Genomic DNA, 1,446 nt, shown 5'->3' on the forward strand with positions numbered 1-1,446 from the left:
GCCTTTCTCTTTTTCTTGCTCTGTAAGCTGCGACATTTTATTAAATGCACCACGGAATTTAAAAGAACCCGTTAATTGCATATTTTCTAACTTCAAATGAATTTCTCCACCAGTTTTACTAGTCAAATAAAAAGATTTTACTAATGGTGTTTTACGAACGTTTCTATCAAGAATTTTTTGAGCCTTTTTAATGTCTGCTATATGTAATGGTAGTTTACTAGTTATCATACTAACACCTCTTCCAATGATTTATGATCTACTCTATTGTCATTCCTCAGTTTTCGTAAATAATAACTCCTTTATACGCAACCAACTATGTTAAGAAAACATTCGTCATACCTGTACGCCCTTCTTTAAGACACACATCTGCAAACAATTTAACATCCTCTTCATATCACGTTCTTTATAGTGATTCAGACATGCTATTTGAATCCAGTTATTCTTTTGTAAATATGCTGATTCATAATGAAAAATATATCCTTGTAATGCTAATGCATCGCCTACTGCCTTAGTAGACTGCCCTTCGTTTAATTGAATGGTAAGAACAATTTGAGCGGCATGATCTTTAGGTGAAACAAGCTTTAAACCCATAGTAGTAATAGCTTGTTCAATATAAGCATACGCCTCTTTTATTTTTTCAAATGCCTCTTCATCTTCAAATCGCTTCAATGCTTCTTGCAATGCATAAATTAAATTCCATGAATGAGAGTATGGAATACTATCATTCATTTCATACATGCCAATATCCATATACACAGGTATTGCTTCGTTTTTCTCTACAATGTGATTATGAAAAACGAAAGATAATCCTGTAAATGATTTAATCGCTTTTCCGCTTACACCACTTGCAAAATATACATCCTTCAAATTTATTCGTATTGCTCCAATTGAGCTTATACAATCTACACATAGTTTCATTTGATACTTTTTACAAAGAATGTCTAGTTCTTCTAAATTATTTAACATTCCAGTTGATGTTTCATGGTGAACAAACCAAAGCCATTCATAATTTCCAATTGCCATTATTTTTTCTAATTCTGTATAAATAAACGGCTCTGCCATTTCTTTTTTATACGTATCAAAATTTAAATGTGCACGTTTTGCCTGCTCAATTAATCTATTACCGAACTCCCCGTTCGCTAAAACTAGTCCTTTACCTTTTAATGAACGTAACTGTAAAGCAATTGCATCATTCGCTAACGTCCCTGTTCCTAACATAACTTGTACACGTTTTGCTTTCGTTATTTGAAGTAATCGTTTTTTTACATTTTCCATCGTCACTTGAAATGACTTGGAGCGATGGGAAATAGGCTTAGTAGAAAATGCCTTTTGGACATTCTCTTCGATGTCTACTGGGCCAGGTAAAAACGTATATTCTTCCGTCATAATCCCCCCAACACTCGATTCTTCAAACTTAGTGGGTGTAACATACATGGGCTGGAAAGC

The 1,446-nt window shown here is 33.7% G+C and carries 2 protein-coding genes; both read right to left on the minus strand.

The window, feature by feature from the left end:
• Positions 1–228 (minus strand): pyridoxal-phosphate dependent enzyme (locus tag AC1DTM_RS26340; RefSeq protein WP_477001268.1); only part of this gene is annotated, 228 nt, incomplete at its 3' end.
• A gap of 105 nt (positions 229–333) precedes the next feature.
• Positions 334–1,446, minus strand: a 1,113-nt coding sequence (locus AC1DTM_RS26345; protein ID WP_477001269.1) for an aminotransferase class V-fold PLP-dependent enzyme, incomplete at its 5' end; no start/stop codon positions are given.

Source organism: Bacillus sp. P4_D3, from assembly GCF_056401855.1.